At 36.1% G+C, this 16,074-nt stretch carries 12 protein-coding genes; 11 read left to right on the forward strand and 1 reads right to left on the reverse strand.

Annotated features, from left to right (window positions below; translation table 11 throughout):
* Positions 1-842 precede the first annotated feature (842 nt).
* The 9 genes from ACXR6G_RS01855 to trpA all read left to right on the forward strand — a co-directional run bounded on the left by ACXR6G_RS01855 (position 843) and on the right by trpA (position 10,356).
* Positions 843-2,153, forward strand: a complete 1,311-nt coding sequence (locus ACXR6G_RS01855; RefSeq protein WP_458359697.1) for an aspartate kinase — start codon at positions 843-845, stop codon at positions 2,151-2,153.
* A gap of 49 nt (positions 2,154-2,202) precedes the next feature.
* Positions 2,203-3,357: a diaminopimelate decarboxylase gene (lysA, locus tag ACXR6G_RS01860; protein WP_458359698.1), complete on the forward strand. Its 1,155-nt coding sequence runs from the start codon at positions 2,203-2,205 to the stop codon at positions 3,355-3,357.
* A gap of 307 nt (positions 3,358-3,664) precedes the next feature.
* Complete coding sequence (locus ACXR6G_RS01865) at positions 3,665-5,071, forward strand: anthranilate synthase component I family protein (protein ID WP_458359699.1); 1,407 nt, start codon at positions 3,665-3,667, stop codon at positions 5,069-5,071.
* Positions 5,072-5,185: 114 nt separating this feature from the next.
* On the forward strand, positions 5,186-5,758 hold the full coding sequence (locus ACXR6G_RS01870; protein WP_458359700.1) for an anthranilate synthase component II: 573 nt from the start codon (positions 5,186-5,188) through the stop codon (positions 5,756-5,758).
* 51 nt (positions 5,759-5,809) lie between these two features.
* Positions 5,810-6,805, forward strand: coding sequence for an anthranilate phosphoribosyltransferase (gene trpD / locus ACXR6G_RS01875; protein WP_458359701.1), 996 nt, complete (start codon positions 5,810-5,812; stop codon positions 6,803-6,805).
* Positions 6,806-6,814: 9 nt separating this feature from the next.
* A complete protein-coding gene (gene trpC / locus ACXR6G_RS01880; RefSeq protein WP_458359702.1) occupies positions 6,815-7,603 on the forward strand; it encodes an indole-3-glycerol phosphate synthase TrpC in 789 nt (262 codons plus the stop codon).
* Positions 7,604-7,614: 11 nt separating this feature from the next.
* Positions 7,615-8,256, forward strand: coding sequence for a phosphoribosylanthranilate isomerase (locus ACXR6G_RS01885; protein ID WP_458359703.1), 642 nt, complete (start codon positions 7,615-7,617; stop codon positions 8,254-8,256).
* Positions 8,257-8,377: 121 nt separating this feature from the next.
* The gene (gene trpB / locus ACXR6G_RS01890) at positions 8,378-9,550 is read left to right on the forward strand and encodes a tryptophan synthase subunit beta (protein ID WP_458359704.1); all 1,173 of its coding nucleotides are present in this window, start codon (positions 8,378-8,380) and stop codon (positions 9,548-9,550) included.
* 56 nt (positions 9,551-9,606) lie between these two features.
* Entirely contained in the window at positions 9,607-10,356 is a 750-nt protein-coding gene (gene trpA / locus ACXR6G_RS01895; RefSeq protein WP_458359705.1) for a tryptophan synthase subunit alpha, read from the forward strand.
* Between the two features lie 80 nt (positions 10,357-10,436).
* On the opposite strand, the gene ACXR6G_RS01900 is transcribed toward trpA, so the two are convergent.
* A complete protein-coding gene (locus tag ACXR6G_RS01900; RefSeq protein WP_458359706.1) occupies positions 10,437-13,493 on the reverse strand; it encodes an ATP-binding cassette domain-containing protein in 3,057 nt (1,018 codons plus the stop codon).
* Between the two features lie 587 nt (positions 13,494-14,080).
* On the opposite strand from ACXR6G_RS01900, the gene ACXR6G_RS01905 reads away from it, so the two are divergent.
* Both ACXR6G_RS01905 and ACXR6G_RS01910 read left to right on the forward strand, forming a co-directional pair.
* Positions 14,081-14,929 (forward strand): prephenate dehydratase, encoded by an 849-nt coding sequence (locus tag ACXR6G_RS01905; protein WP_458359707.1) that lies wholly within the window; start codon positions 14,081-14,083, stop codon positions 14,927-14,929.
* Positions 14,919-16,067 (forward strand): pyridoxal phosphate-dependent aminotransferase, encoded by a 1,149-nt coding sequence (locus ACXR6G_RS01910; RefSeq protein WP_458359708.1) that lies wholly within the window; start codon positions 14,919-14,921, stop codon positions 16,065-16,067. The genes ACXR6G_RS01905 and ACXR6G_RS01910 overlap by 11 nt, the downstream gene beginning before the upstream one ends.
* Positions 16,068-16,074 lie beyond the last annotated feature (7 nt).

The raw sequence follows: 16,074 nt of genomic DNA on the forward strand, positions 1-16,074 counted from the left end.
CTTGGTCAATTTTTTTCATAGGTTAGATTTAGGTTAGTAAGAAAACTCAGGTGGGGACCTGAGTTTTTTCTTTTTATAAGAATCTCACATCAGCTATATCCAAATATCAATTTATTGTATCGATCTTTCTTAAGTTTTTGAATCATCATGTCAAAACATCATTTGAATAGAAAGCTTAAGCTTCTTTAACTCGTGTTGACTACCCTTAACTAAAGAAACAGCTATGTTTGTAATGTTGAAACAAACTAACAATCCAAACTTAGTTCTAAGCTCAACTCCAAAAGAGCTTGGTCAATTTTTCATAGGTTAAGATTTAGGTTAGTAAGAAAACTCAGGTGGGGACCTGAGTTTTTCCTTTTTATAGGAATTTCACATCAACCACTAAATCATTTATTCCACACCCCTCTTCGCTCCCACCGTAAGTATCTCATTTTCGGATCACCAACTCTACAAAACTAAAGACTTTCATGTATAACAAGGCTATACAGAGGCACACTTCAACCCTGTTGAGATTTAAACAATACGTGAAATAAACATTTAATTGTGAAATTTTAATCGATTTTGTTTTTTCATTTCAATATTTTCATCATATTTGCACCTATAAAATTAGAAAAATGAATATGATATTGACCACATTAAATAAACAGATAAAACACAATAAACACTATTGAGTTAGTATCCATGTGGAATTATGTGAAGCTTTAAAATATCTAAAAAGCCTGCAGAAATTCTGCAGGCTTTTTTTGTGAAAATTTCTGAACGAATTAAAGTTTAATCTTAAGGTAACCATAAATCAAAACAAGCTTAGGTTTAAATTTTCTAACTATTACAAAACAAAAACCATGAAAATCCTAAAATTTGGCGGCACCTCCGTTGGTACTCCACAACGAATTCAAAACCTAGCCCAAATTGTACAAAATGAAGAATCATGTATTGTCGTATTATCTGCTATGGCAGGTACAACAAACGCATTGGTTGAAATTACGGAACTGCTATATAAAGGAGATGACGAGAATGCGATTAATAGAATTGAAGATTTAGAACAAAGCTATATTTCAAGAGTCAATGAGCTTTATACAAGTTCTGAATATCTTGATAAGGGGCATGAATTGATCAATTCACATTTCGTTTACATCCGCAACTTTGTACACAAAACTTTTACTCAGCTTCAAGAAAAAGCTGTCCTAGCTCAAGGTGAATTAATTTCTACGGCCATGTTTCATTATTATCTTTCCGAAAATAATATTGATTCAGTCCTACTTCCAGCTCTTAACTTCATGAGGATTGATAAGGATGGCGAACCCGATAGTTATTACATCCAGGAAAACCTAAAAAGAGAAGTCAGTCAAAATCCACAAAACAAGCTATTTATAACTCAAGGCTATATTTGTAGGAATGCGTACGGTGAGGTTGACAACCTACACAGAGGAGGTAGTGACTATTCTGCTTCGCTTATAGGTGTTGCTATTTCTGCTGATGAAGTTCAAATCTGGACGGATATTGATGGCTTTCATAACAACGATCCTCGTTTTGTAGATCAGACACAGGCTATTAGTGAATTATCTTTCGACGAAGCAGCCGAATTGGCATATTTTGGTGCAAAAATCATGCACCCTGCCAGTGTATTGCCTTGCCAATTGGGCAATATTCCTGTTCGTCTTAAAAATACCTTAAGTCCAAGTGATGAAGGGACTCTTATATCAAATAAATTAGAGCGCAAGCGTATTAAAGCCGTTGCTGCAAAAGATGGTATTACAGCCGTGAAAATTAAATCGGGACGTATGCTTTTAGCCTATGGATTCCTAAGAAAAATATTTGAAGTTTTCGAGATTTACAAGACTCCTATTGATATGATTACCACCTCAGAAGTCGCTGTATCTCTAACAATTGATGATACCAGTCGACTTAAAGAAATTGAACAGGAACTCAAAAAGTTTGGGATCGTTGAAATAGACACAAATCAATCCATTATATGCATTGTTGGTGACTTCATATCTGAAGCAGCAGGTTCTGCAAAATTAGTTCTGGAAGCCTTAGAGAAAACGCCACTAAGAATGATTTCTTACGGAGGAAGCAGTCACAACATTTCAGTATTAGTTGATCAAGAGAATAAGGTTGAAGCCTTAAAATCACTGAACAAACTATTCATCTAGAAAATGCAATTGTTTACTTATTGAATCAACTTCTAAACTTCGAAAAAATATGATTAATTCAACGACATACGATTATTTAAATTCACAAGAAACGCCATTTTATTATTACGATTTGGAGCTACTTGAGAGTACATTAGATAGCATCAAAAAAGAGGCTGAGCAATACAATTATCACGTTCATTATGCCATAAAAGCCAACGCAAATCCAAGAATACTATCACTTATACAGACTTATGGATTTGGAGCTGATTGTGTCAGTGGTAACGAGATAAAAAGATCATTGGGGAATAGCTTCTCTACAAATAAAATTGTCTATGCTGGTGTGGGCAAATCAGATAAAGAAATTAAAATGGCTCTCGATGCCAATATTTTTTGTTTCAACTGCGAGTCTATTCCTGAAATTGAAGTGATAGATGAAATAGCCAAGTCAAAAAACAAGGTAGCGAACATTGCCTTGCGTATTAACCCTAATGTTAATGCCAACACACATCATTACATCACAACGGGTATAGCTGAAAATAAGTTCGGAATTAATCCTTGGGAATTCGAAGAAATACTCCGTTTATTAGAGAATTCTGAGAATCTTAACCTGATTGGATTACATTTCCATATTGGCTCTCAAATTGTAGACTTGAGTGTTTTTAAGAGTCTTTGCTTGCGTATCAACGAAATTCAAGATTGGTTTCTAGATCATCAAATTATTGTCGATCATATTAATGTTGGAGGTGGTTTTGGCATCAACTATCATAAGCCTGATGAAGAACCTGTACCTGATTTTAAAAATTATTTCGCACTATTCAATGAATTTCTGAATCTAAAAGCAAATCAAGAGGTTCATTTTGAATTAGGGAGATCAATAGTTGGACAGTGTGGGAGCTTAATTTCGCGCGTGCTGTATGTGAAAAATGGCATCAATACCAAGTTTGCAATTCTAGATGCAGGTATGACTGAATTGTTACGTCCGGCTCTCTATCAGGCATTCCATAAAATTGAGAATTTAAGTTCAACAGATCTGTCAGAAAAATACGATGTGGTTGGTCCTATTTGTGAATCATCAGATTGCTTTGGCAAAGCTGTTTCCTTGCCAAAAACGAAGAGAAATGATCTAATAGCAATTCGTTCAACAGGTGCATATGGGGAAGTAATGGCATCAGAATACAACCTCAGACAGATTGCAAAATCTTTTTTTTCACATGATATTTAAAACTATAAATGCTGATTATCTGCCTATTATAATCTTATTTAGATAGAAACGTTTAACTATTAACCAAAAACCATTTGGATTTTACTTTTAAAATTCGATACATTTGTGAAAATCTAATAAGAAAAAACCATGAACGCTTCTGTTTGCAAATTTTGGTGGTGGCATAATACTAATCTCTCATATACCCTGAGCAGAAACGTCCGCCCTATATGCAAACTTTAAGTCTTTAAATAAAGATAAAAAACAGCATCAAGCGACCTACTGATTATTCAGTAGGTCGCTTTTTTTTTACCCAATTTTCAAAGCGATGATCAAATTCAAACATTATAAAAAAGAAATGCTTGCCGATGTTATTACACCAGTAAGCATGTATCTGAAACTTAGAGATCGATTTCCTCAAAGTATACTTCTTGAGAGCTCAGACTATCACAGTCCTGAAAATGCAAGCTCTTTCATTGCACTTGAGCCGATAGCTAACATTTGTTTAAAAGACAATTTGCTTATTGAAAGTATTGGAGCTGATAGGAAAGAAACCAGTATCAAAGATCAACCAGTTGGCTTCTTAGCAAATCAGTTAGAATCCTTTGTGAAACAATTTGATCTTGAAGACAAAGATGAGATCAATAAGGCAAATGCTTTATTTGGCTACACCTCTTTCGATGCAGTACCTGGATTCGAAAGCTTGAATTTTATTAAAAAAGCTGGTGTGAAAATTCCACAACTCTCCTATTCTCTTTATCGTTTCATTATCGAGGTCAATCATTTTAATAATACGCTTACCATAGTTGAGCTGACTCAGAATGGTGAAGACTCAAGAATTAAAGAGATTGAAGACTTACTTCGTAATCACAATATTCCAAGTTTTAGTTTCTCATTGAAACATGAGGAAGAGAAAACCAATATGAGCGATCAGGATTATCTTGACATGGTAGAAAAAGGCATCCAGCATTGCCGACGTGGCGATGTTTTCCAAATTGTTCTTTCACGGTCTTTTTCACAAGGCTATCAAGGTGATGATTTCAATCTCTACAGAGCCCTTCGATCTGTAAATCCATCACCCTATTTATTCTATTTCGATTGCGGTTCATTTCGAATTATGGGTTCATCTCCCGAAGCACAAATTGAAGTGAAAAACAACAAGGCTTACATTCATCCTATTGCTGGAACTTTTCGGCGATCGGGTGATGCTTTACAAGATATTGAATTGGCGAAACAACTAGAAGCCGATGAAAAAGAGCAAAGCGAACACGTCATGCTTGTCGATTTGGCTAGAAACGACCTGAGTCGGAATGCAACTAATATTAAAATCGAAACCTTCCGTGAAGTCCAATTCTATTCTCATGTCATTCATTTGGTATCGAAGGTTTCAGGGGAACTACCCAAGGATTACAACACTTTCGATTTAATCGGGAATACCTTTCCTGCTGGTACTTTATCTGGAGCACCAAAGTATAAAGCGATGGAACTCATCGATAAATATGAACCCACGAGTCGTGGATTTTATGGTGGTTGTATTGGTTCAATTGGTTTTAACGGTGAAGTGAATCAGGCTATCATGATTCGAACTTTCCTTAGTAAGGATAACAATTTATATTATCAGGCAGGTGCAGGTGTGGTTGAAAAATCAGTCCCTAAAAGTGAACTAAATGAAGTTGACAATAAGCTAGCTGCGCTAAGAAAAGCATTAATAATAGCAGAAAACATAGGTAAATAAAGAAGGTGTTGTCAGTCATCTGCTTCGGAAGCACATCAACACATCTTCATTCCGATAGCTATCGGAACATCACATTAGCACATCAACACATCTTCAAATTAGCACATCAACATCATGAAAATACTTGTTCTAGATAATTACGATTCATTCACCTACAATTTGGTAGAATATTTACGCCAACTCAATCCTGGCGAAATAGAGATTCATCGCAATAGAGAAATTGAATTGCACGAGATCGAAAAATACGATAAGATTCTCCTTTCACCAGGTCCAGGAATTCCTGAAGAAGCTGGAATTCTAAAAGCACTGATTAAAAAATATGCGCCTTCAAAATCAATCCTAGGGATTTGTTTAGGCCATCAAGCCATAGCTGAAGTTTTTGGAGCTGAACTTGAAAACCCTTCAAAGGTATACCACGGTATAGCATCCGACATAAATCGATGCAGCGAAAACTCTAAAATTCTAAATGGAATTCCTGCTGAGTTTAAGGCGGGACGCTATCATTCATGGAATGTGTCAGAGACGGACTTACCTGATTGCTTAGAAGTGACTTGTAAGGATGAAGACAATATGATCATGGGCTTAAGACACAAAGAATACGATGTAGAGGGGATTCAATTTCATCCTGAATCTATCCTTACACCTCAGGGCTTACAAATGATTATGAATTGGTTAAAAGAGGATTAATGAGAAAATATATTCTAACAATTCATATCAAATTGAAAAAAATATAAACCGATGAAAAATATACTACATCATTTATTCGAATATAAAACACTCACGAAACAAGAAGCTGAGGAAGTTCTGATACAAATTACCGAAGGAGAATACAATGAAGCTCAGATCATAGCCTTTCTGACCGTATTTCAAATGCGAAGCATAAGCGTAGATGAACTAAGTGGATTTAGAAGTGCTCTTTTGAAGATGGGTATTCCTGTTGATCTGAGTGATTACAATTGCATTGATCTATGTGGTACAGGCGGTGATACAAAAAACACGTTTAACATCTCGACTTTGGCTTCATTTATTGTGGCTGGATCAGGCGATATGGTCAGTAAGCATGGCAACTACAGTGTTTCTTCTTTTTGTGGATCATCCAATGTTATCGAATACTTGGGATATGAATTCAAAGATACTGAAAGTGAATTGAAAGAAGATTTAGAACGATCAGGCATCTGTTTTTTACATGCACCTCATTTTAATCCAGCCATGAAAAATATAGCATCAATTCGAAGAAATCTGGGCATCAGAACTTTCTTCAATATGTTAGGCCCACTAGTAAATCCATCTCAGCCTAAAAATCAGATTGTAGGTGTCTATAGTCTTGAATTAGCACGTCTCTATCAATATGTACTTCAAGAAACGGAAACCCGTTATTCTATCCTACACAATATTGATGGTTACGACGAGATTGCTTTAACTGACAAGGTTAAAATTATTTCAAACGAACGAGAAGAAATTCTTAGTCCACATGATTTAGGATTCCGAACCCTAGCTCCTGAAGAGCTTTATGGCGGAGAATCAGTTAAAGAAGCAGCTGACCTTTTTGTTAACATTCTAAAAGGAAAAGGAAGTGATGCTCAGAATTCCGTAAGTATTGCCAATGCTGGAATTGCAATTCACTGTCTTCATCCAGAAATTTCAAGAGAAGATGCTATTGATAGAGCTAGAGTTTCCCTGGAATCTGGTAAAGCTCTTATGGCACTTAACAAACTTGTAAAAGGAACTATTTAAGAAAAAGTCATGCACGATATACTATGCACCATAGTCGAACAAAAACATAAAGAAGTTGAGCTGCTCCAAAGTCAATATTCTATTGATGATTTGAAACAAGCGAAGCACTTTTTGCGCACTTGTTATTCAGCTAAAGCTGCTATAACAACTGATAATAGTTCGGGTATTATCTCTGAGTTTAAAAGACAATCACCTAAAAAAGGATCTATTAATACTGATGCTGATATTAGAACCATTGTTCAATCCTATCAGAAAGCCAAAGTTTCTGTTGTTTCAGTACTGAGCGACACGGATTTTTTTGGAGCTCATGAGACTGATTTTGAAATAGCACGAGAAAGCTTGAGCATACCACTTCTTCGAAAAGATTTCATCATTCATCCTTACCAAATCTATCAAACTAAGGCTATGGGGGCTGATTTAATGCTCTTAATAGCAGCAATTCTTACTCCTGAGGAAGTTGAGAATATGAGCCAACTGGCAAAAAGTTTGGGTATGGAAGTTCTTCTTGAAATTCATGATGAATCTGAATTGAAGCACATCAATCCCTTTGTCGATTTGGTTGGAATTAATAATCGGAATTTGAAAGATTTCTCTGTAGATCTTAAGCATTCAATCAAGTTATCAGAACAAATCCCTAGCCACTTCGTAAAAGTTGCTGAAAGTGGAATCAAAGGAATTGATGATATCAATTATCTAAAATCGAATGGATTTCAAGCCTTTCTCATTGGCGAACATTTTATGAAACAGGAAGATCCCGGCAAAGGCTGTTCTGAATTAATTCAAAATCTAAGCTTCTAATAACAATCAAGATGAAACTAAAAGTATGCGGACTTAAAACTCCGGAAAATATAGAGCGTATTGCTAAAATTGATATCGATTTTATGGGCTTTATCTTCTTTGAACGATCCAAACGATACGTTGCTGGTACACTAAGCAAAGAGATAATTAAGGCCATCCCAAATCATATCAAAAAGATAGCCGTATTTGTGAATGCCCGATCTGAAGATATCTTATGGACTTTGAAAGATTACGACTCAGACTTCGACTACATTCAATGTCATGGTGATGAAACACCAGATTTTTGTCAGGACTTGAAAAAGATGGGCTTTGGAATCATCAAAGCCTTTCAAATGGATGAAGAATTCGATTTCAGTCAATTGAAAGCTTATGAGTCCGTCGTAGATTACTTTTTATTCGATACATCTTCAAAAAATTATGGGGGAAGCGGTCAAAAGTTCGATTGGACTCTGCTTGATAAATATCAGGGTAATAAACCCTTCTTTTTAAGTGGAGGCATAAAACCAGAGGATGTCAACCGATTACAAAACTTTAATCACCCTCAATTTTTTGCCATCGACATCAATTCAGGTTTTGAAGATGAACCTGGTTTAAAGAATATCGACTTAATCGAAACATTCAGCAAAAAGCTAAAAAAGATTACTACCGAGTAAGGTGTTTGTCTGAAGATCAATTTAATCCCTTCGGGATAATTTTCAATCAACACATCATCACATCCACTCAATCAACACATCATACTTCGGCTACGCTCAGCAACCGACAAATCAACATATCATGAATTATCAAGCAGACAATAAAGGCTTTTACGGCAAATTTGGAGGAGCATACATCCCCGAGCTTTTGCGTAGAAATATCGATGAACTCGAAAACACCTATTTAGATATATTGGAATCGGAAGATTTCAAAACAGAGTATGCACGCTTACTCGACAACTATGTGGGTCGACCAACGCCACTGACGTACGCCACTAACTTATCAGCACAATATCAAACTCAAATTTATTTGAAACGTGAGGATTTGAACCATACAGGTGCACATAAAATCAATAACACAATTGGACAGATTCTTGTGGCAAAACGCCTGGGAAAGAAAAGAATAATTGCTGAAACAGGAGCAGGACAACATGGGGTTGCTACAGCAACTGTTTGTGCTCTTTTCGGGCTAGAATGTGTGGTTCATATGGGTGCACTTGATGTGGAAAGACAAGCTCCAAATGTAGCTCGTATGAAAATGTTGGGTGCCACAGTTATTCCTTCTACCTCAGGTAATCAAACCCTAAAAGATGCGACCAATGAAGCTATTCGTGATTGGATTGCCAATCCTCACTCCTTCTACCTGATCGGATCTGTAGTTGGTCCTCATCCTTATCCTGATATGGTGAGTCGTTTACAATCGATTATTTCGGAGGAAATTAAAGAACAGCTGATAAAAGAGCAAGGAAATCCAAATCCAGACTATGTGGTTGCCTGTGTGGGAGGTGGTAGTAATGCCGCTGGTGCATTTTATCATTACCTCGATAAAGAAGCAGTCAATTTGATCGCCGTAGAAGCATCAGGAAAAGGAATTTATACCGATGAAACTGCTGCAACGATAAGCATTGGAACCACAGGATTTATACATGGAAGTAAAACCCTATTAATGCAAGATGATGATGGACAAATTATTGAACCTTATTCTATTTCAGCAGGTTTGGACTATCCAGGTGTGGGGCCTATTCATGCTCACTTGGCTGAAATAGGTCGTGTTAATTACATCAGTGCTACTGATGATGACGCTCTTAATGCAGCGAAGGTTTTGGCTCTGAACGAAGGTATTATCCCAGCCCTGGAATCAGCTCATGCGCTTGCTGCTCTCGACAAAATACAATTTAAAAAGGACGACATTGTAGTTGTCATTGTATCAGGTCGTGGTGATAAGGATATGGAAACCTATATGAACAATTTATGAATTTTGATTTTATAAATCTAACACATCATCTCATTAACAGATCAACACATCACCCCATGAATAGAATAGACAACTTATTCCAAAATAAAAAACAAGATATCCTATCCATCTATTTTCCTGCTGGATATCCCAACTTAAACGATACGGTTCCAAATTTGGAATTGCTACAAACCGCTGGCGTAAACATGGTCGAAATTGGCATTCCTTTTTCTGATCCTTTAGCAGATGGGCCAGCTATTCAAGCTGCAGCCAAAAGAGCACTTGACAATGGCATGAATCTGCGTTTACTTTTTGAACAACTTAAAGATGTGCGTCAGACAGTAAGTATGCCTCTAATCCTTATGGGTTACTGGAATACAATATATCGTTACGGTGTTGATCAATTCCTAAAAGATTGTAAAAAGGTTGGCATAGATGGCTTAATCGTTCCAGATCTACCTTTAGAAGAATTCGAGTCTCATTACAAGTCCGATTTTGAAGCATATGGTATCTATAATGTCCTACTGGCTTGTCCTGAAACGAATGAAAATCGTCTTCAAAAACTAATTGCTGCCACACAAGGTTTTCTTTATTTGGTTTCATCATCAGCAACTACAGGCGGAAGCATGAAACTTGACGAAGAACAAAAGGCCTATTTCAATCGAATCAAAGAAATTGAAACTCCTAGCCTTATTGGCTTTGGAATAAATAACAAAGAGAGTTTCGAATATGCCTCTCATTACGGTAATGGCGCCATTGTAGGTACCGCTTTTATTAAAGCTCTAGAAAAAAATGAGGCAAAGGACTTTATAGAGAAACTCAAATAAAATCTGAGATACAAAACAGAAAAGCACTGCTACTCAAATAAGAGAAAGCAGTGCTTTTTTTATATCATATAAATCAAAAATTAAAGTCTCTTCAATCGAATTACAAAGTCACCATGTGGCATAACTTTCAGCCACAATCGCTCTGCATGAACAAAGAATCTTCTGAAAAAATCAAAATATAAGGTCATGTAAAAGAAAGCAGTTGTCAGCCAAATAAAGCCCAAATTGAACCAAAAAGTTTCAATCAAATAATTCCCTAAACGCTTTTCAGCTGCATAAAAATGTGCTCGTCCCACTTTATGTTCCGGTGATTTAAATATTGGATCTTTTAACTGAACCAATTTCCCCTTATACTCAGTAAACTTATTCAAGTCTCTTTTATTAAGCACAACCTGCTCGATAGCCTCGTTATGGTAACGCTGTTTAAAAGCAAAGAGCTCATCTGAACTACCATAGACCTTAAGCAAATCATTGTAAGCATTATCTCGCTCAGTGGATGCTCGAGAATATCGACTCCAGAAAATTTGTTGTAAATCATCGAGCCATTGGTTCACAGAATCAGCATTGGCAATCGAAATATCTTTGGGTTGCATTTCTATTTCAGAAAGTTTCAAAAATTCGGATTGAAGAAGATTTATCCCCACTCCAACATTCATTTTTCCATGACGAACCAATTCCTGATAACGTTGAGATAATTCTGGAATCAAAAATGAAGCCTTATAAGAAGCATCACTCATCTGCTTCTCAAGATCAAAGAACTGTTCCTGAAAATCATTCTTGCTAAATTGCTCAACCATCAAAGCCTCATAAGCCCATCTGGATGTCATCATATCTCCACAAATAGGCACATATTGTTGTGTCGTGATACTCGGATGCAATTTGTTATAATTCACAATTACCCCTGAAAATAGCAACTGAGGAACAAGAATAAATGGTATTGAAACATATACAGCCACCACCGAATTTAATGAAGCAGATAAATTTAAACCAATAAGATTTGCACAAGCTGAAACCGTGTACAACATCAGCCAATATTCTAAATTCAGGCCTTTTATCTCTAAGATAGAATTGGCTATTAAAACAAAGAACAAGCTTTGAATGGCTGAAATACCCAGCATAACTAACACTTTGGAATTGATATAACTCCATCGGCTCAAGTTCAAGAATGATTCACGTTTTATAATCCGCCTATCGTGCAATATTTCCTCAGCAGAAATGATCAAACCTAAAAATAGGGCAACGACCACAGCCATAAAAATATAAGAGGGTAGATTCTCATTCTTTGCGAATAAATAGGCATTCGGATCAGTTAAAGATCCACTAATATATTTGGTAAAATAGCCCAATATCAAGGCCAATATAGGTGCCTCAAAAAGTGTAATCATCATATATTGAATATTACTCAATTTGGCATTGATATCTCGCGACAAATAAATTCTCAACTGCTGATAGCGTTGAGGAATCTGAAAATAATTCTCTGGAAGTGCCGTTTCCTTTTTAGGCGTCTCAATTGATTTCTTACTCTCAATTTTCTCTTTATAATAAGCATACCATTCTTCAGCTCCTCTTTTTCGCTTACGAATCTGTTTTCCATATTCGTTCATCATCTTCGTCTCGATGATTCTAAGAATTTGCTCAGAACCCACATTACCACAAGTAACACACTCGCTCTCTTCCGCATTTACGTAGTGGCTTAGAGTCTTGAAATAAACGATGGCTTCAATAGGATTACCCGAATAAATCACGCGCCCTCCCTGATCCATAATAATCAGAACATCAAGCAACTTGAAAATATCTGAAGAAGGTTGATGAATGTTACACATGACCAAACGGCCTTTAAGAGTCTGACGCTTCAGCAAAAGCATCACTTTCTCCGAGTCCATACTCGACAGGCCTGAAGTTGGCTCATCAACAAATAATATGGATGGGCGTCGCATCATTTCCAGAGCGATATTCAAACGCTTACGCTGACCACCACTCAATATTTTATTGATAGGATCGCCTACCTTTAAATCTCTGGCCTCAATTAAATCGAATTTCTCAAGTGTATCCTCAATAACATCAAGAATATCCTCTTCAGAAAACTTATCGAAACAGAGTTTGGCATTATAATATAAATTCTCAACAACAGTTAATTCCTCAAGCAATAAATCATCCTGAGGCACATAACCAATCACACCAGCTAGCTTTTCTTTCTGAGTATGTATATCGTATCCATTGATCCAGATATTCCCGGTATTCAAAGGTAAATTACCATTGAGAACATTCAGAAGAGTTGATTTTCCTGTACCACTTCCCCCCATGATCCCGATCAACTGACCAGATTCTCCTTTAAAACTAAATGGGTGAACACCATTATCAGTCCCCTTAAACTTGAACTCAATATCCTTAGCAACAAGATTAATCTGTGAACGATTTTTAAATTCAATAAACTCAGCAACAATTTGAGAATAATAGATAGGATCGATACGAGGCGAACGAATAACCGAACCAAAAGTGATCAAATAGCTTCTATCAACCTTGATATTATGCCCATTCAAGAAGAGATTATACTCACCGAAGTATTTGATTAAATAGGTTTTAGTACTCTCTATACGAAGGACAAAAACCCGACCACGTAATTTAGGTTCATAGATATGTCTGACTTGATCATCTACAAAATCCTCATTCGAATCGATCAAAAGTAAGTGCTCATTGAAAGGAATAGAATACTCGTCTCCCAGAATAAATTTTTGTGAATATTCAAACTCTTCATCTGAAATTTTAAAGGAGATAGCTACAGTATGAACAAACTCTAATACCTCTTCGCCTGAAAACTCGGAATCATCAATGAATTCAAGCAATTGAAGCATGATCCAAACTTTTTGTTCCTGATCAACTTCTTCCAATAGCTTAACACAAACTTCATCTAACTGTTTGTGTTTGGTTTGTATGTAATCTTGACTTCCGTTATCGTAATAGGAGTCTTTTAAATAGGTATCAAAATCATTTAAATAGCGCTCTTGCCACTCTTTTGTGAATCGATTTTCAAGATATTGAAAAACCACATCGCGTGCAGCCAATTCAAAACCACTTTTTTGCTCATCAACAATGATGGCAAACAATTTCATTAAAGCATTTAAAACTGATTCGTTCATTCGTAATTTTTAGGGACAGCAAGTCTTTCTTTTGTAAGAGCTCTAATTTATATAATTTTAAAGAGATATCCCGACCATATGCTTTATGAAATTCAAATGAATACATAAACACCTAAATATAAGTAAGCTATCAAACCTGTCTGCAGTTTTATTCCGCTTACAACTGCAAACGTTTTCATAAATTAATTCCATTATTTTCTTGGATGATAAAAAAAACCCTCCTACATTGCGTCCAACAAATAAGACAACATGACTGTATTAAATTCATATTTCTGGTTCTATTTTTACTTTATCAAATGATAGAGCGGAACCTGATATGTAAATATTAAAACAAAATATTTTCAAGGCTTCGCAAAATGCGAAGCCTTTTTTTTAGCTCAAATTTTCAATACAACACGATGAATATAACAATGTCATATAACTGTTTCTTTTATTTCTGGTTCTTCTATTATAGAAGCATCCCGAGACTGTATGGCATTATCTGAACTGAAAAATAACAGAAAAATGTACAAGCGTCTCGGGGATATCCTCGAGACGCTTTTTTTATTAGCCAAAATTAAAAAAACAACCATCAGAATCTATTCTCAATGCAAATAGCAATACAAGGTGTAAAAGGTGCATTCCACGAAGTGGCAGCTCGAAATTATTTCGGAATTGATATTGACATATTGCCAAAACTTCATTTTTCAGACTTGGCAGAGTCAGTAAAAAATGGGGAGTGCGATTATGGTATTATGGCCGTTGAAAACACCATTTCGGGAACTATTCATGCTAACCTTAACTTAATTCGTGAGCACAAGCTAGTGGTTTGTGGTGAAGAATATCTCAGAATCAGACAAAACTTAGTTGCAAAAAAAGGCAGTAAGATTGAAGATCTAAAGGAAGTTCGCTCTCATTATATGGCAATTAATCAGTCACGAAAGTTTTTTAAGCAATACCCAAATGTACAGCTGATGGAATCAGTTGACACAGCTCTAAGCATGAGGGAGATAAAGGAAAATAATTCAACTAATATCGGAGCAATTGGTAGCCTTTTGGCAGCAGAATATTACGATTTAGAGGTATTAGCTGAAAGCATTGAAACCAATCGAAAAAATTACACTCGCTTCTTGATATTAAGAAACAATGAGAAGTGGAAAAAACAAGCTAGCAATAAAGCATCTATGGCTTTGGTTCTTGATAATCACCAAGGAAGTTTGGCTGAGATACTTTCAATTATTGCATCACATCAAATCGATTTAAGCAAAATTGAATCAGTCCCTTTATTAGGTGAACCCTGGCATTATCAGTTTTATCTGGACATTCTGTTCAAGGATAAAGCACAGTATAAAAACATGTTAGCTGAGATTAGTGAAAAACTAGATAGACTTGAAATCCTTGGGGAATACACCAATGGCAATCAATCTTACTCAAAAATACATCACCATGACAATTAGAACAGCCAATAGATTATCGCAAGTTGAAGAATATTACTTCTCCAAAAAATTGGCTGAAGTTGCTCAACTCAAAGAAGATGGAGCCGACATTATCAATTTAGGTATTGGTAGTCCTGATATGCCACCTCACCCAGATGTGAAAAAAGAACTGGTACATGCTTGTGACCAAACGGGAAGCAACCATTATCAATCGTACAGAGGACTAGAGTCATTTCGTCAGGAAATTGCAAACTGGTACAAGTCGATATATGATGTGAATTTAAATCCTACTAATCAGATTTTGCCACTAATGGGTTCAAAAGAAGGAATTATGCACGTTTCAATGGCTTTTTGCAATCCTGGAGAGACAGTTCTTGTTCCGAATCCGTGTTACCCTGCTTATTTATCGGCAGCCAAACTTTTAAATATAAACCTCAAGTTTTATAACCTAAAAGAAGAAAACAATTGGTTACCCGATATGGAAGAGATTGAATCACTATGTGATGAATCTTGTCGTTTGATCTGGACCAACTACCCTCATATGCCAACAGGTGCAAATGGGAATATGGAAATCTTCAAACAACTGGTTGATCTGGCTAAAAAGAAGAATATTCTTGTCGTTAATGATAACCCATACAGTTTGATATTAAATGACAAACCAGAGAGTTTGCTACAGGTTGAAGGCGCCAGTGAATATGTTTTGGAAATGAATTCCTTGAGTAAATCTCATAATATGGCTGGCTTTAGAGTAGGCATGCTTTGCGGATCGGAAAAAAACATCAATCACGTCTTAAAAGTGAAAAGCAATTTCGATTCGGGTATGTATAAACCCATACAACTGGCAGCAAGTAAAGCTTTAGCATTGGATTCAAGCTGGTATAAAGAGCTAAATATAAGCTACAAAAAGCGCAGAGATTTAGTTTGGAAGCTGGCCGATAAGCTTAACTGTCATTACAAAAAGAATAGTGTAGGGATGTTTGTTTGGGCTAGAATCCCAGATCAGTTTGATTCAGGAGAAGCTTTTTCTGATCATCTACTCTACAATAAAAATGTGTTCGCTACACCTGGTATCGTATTCGGACAAGAAGGAAAAAAATACATTCGATTTTCACTCTGTGCCACAGAGGAAACCATTTCAGAAGCCATCGATAGATGCTAAAACTGTA

It is taken from the genome of Ancylomarina sp. YFZ004 (assembly GCF_054254355.1).

Bases quoted from the DNA above. Each gene is read 5' to 3' on its own strand.
- trpD (WP_458359701.1), top strand. From the start codon at position 5,810: ATGAAAAATATACTACATCATTTATTCGAATATAAAACACTCACGAAA.
- trpA (WP_458359705.1), top strand. From the start codon at position 9,607: ATGAATAGAATAGACAACTTATTCCAAAATAAAAAACAAGATATCCTA.
- trpB (WP_458359704.1), top strand. From the start codon at position 8,378: ATGAATTATCAAGCAGACAATAAAGGCTTTTACGGCAAATTTGGAGGA.
- trpC (WP_458359702.1), top strand. From the start codon at position 6,815: ATGCACGATATACTATGCACCATAGTCGAACAAAAACATAAAGAAGTT.
- ACXR6G_RS01865 (WP_458359699.1), top strand. From the start codon at position 3,665: ATGATCAAATTCAAACATTATAAAAAAGAAATGCTTGCCGATGTTATT.
- ACXR6G_RS01885 (WP_458359703.1), top strand. From the start codon at position 7,615: ATGAAACTAAAAGTATGCGGACTTAAAACTCCGGAAAATATAGAGCGT.
- ACXR6G_RS01905 (WP_458359707.1), top strand. From the start codon at position 14,081: ATGCAAATAGCAATACAAGGTGTAAAAGGTGCATTCCACGAAGTGGCA.
- ACXR6G_RS01855 (WP_458359697.1), top strand. From the start codon at position 843: ATGAAAATCCTAAAATTTGGCGGCACCTCCGTTGGTACTCCACAACGA.
- ACXR6G_RS01870 (WP_458359700.1), top strand. From the start codon at position 5,186: ATGAAAATACTTGTTCTAGATAATTACGATTCATTCACCTACAATTTG.
- ACXR6G_RS01910 (WP_458359708.1), top strand. From the start codon at position 14,919: ATGACAATTAGAACAGCCAATAGATTATCGCAAGTTGAAGAATATTAC.
- lysA (WP_458359698.1), top strand. From the start codon at position 2,203: ATGATTAATTCAACGACATACGATTATTTAAATTCACAAGAAACGCCA.
- ACXR6G_RS01900 (WP_458359706.1), bottom strand. From the start codon at position 13,493: ATGAACGAATCAGTTTTAAATGCTTTAATGAAATTGTTTGCCATCATT.